Source organism: Curtobacterium sp. P97, assembly GCF_023712445.1.
Lineage (GTDB): Bacteria > Actinomycetota > Actinomycetes > Actinomycetales > Microbacteriaceae > Curtobacterium.
The window spans coordinates 1-483 of the sequence record NZ_JAMAYF010000059.1; the positions used below are offsets into that span (position 1 = coordinate 1).

Consider the following 483-nt stretch of genomic DNA (forward strand, 5'->3'; position numbering starts at 1 on the left):
GGCCAGCAGCCGCTCGCCGCGCTGCAGCAGGGTGACCTGCGAGCCCAGCGCCGACCACGCGGTGGCCATCTCCACCCCGACCACGCCACCGCCGAGGATGACCAGCCGGCCGGGGGCCTCCTGCGCGCTGGTCGCCTCGCGGGCGGTCCAGACGTCGACGTCCTCGATGCCCGGCAGCGACGGGACGGCGGCCGCCGACCCGGTGCACACCGCCACCGCGTGGGTGGCCAGCAGCACGGTCTCGGTGCCGTCGGCGGCCCGGACGACGACCCGCTTCTCGCCGTCGAGGCGGCCCTCGCCGCGCACCAGCGTGATGCCGGCCCCGTCGACCCACTGCGCCTGGCCGGCGTCGTCCCAGTTGCTGGTGAAGGAGTTGCGCCGCTCGAGGGTGGCCGCGACGTCCTGCTCGCCGGTCACGGCCGCGGCGGCGCCGGAGACCGCGCGGGCCTCCTCGAGCACCTCGGTGCCGCGCAGCAGGGCCTT

1 protein-coding gene is annotated in these 483 nt (G+C 77.4%); it reads right to left on the bottom strand.

Going from position 1 to position 483, the window contains the following annotated elements; genetic code table 11:
• The coding region (locus M3677_RS16915; RefSeq protein ID WP_251161126.1) for an FAD-dependent oxidoreductase at positions 1–483 on the bottom strand (483 nt) is incomplete at both ends.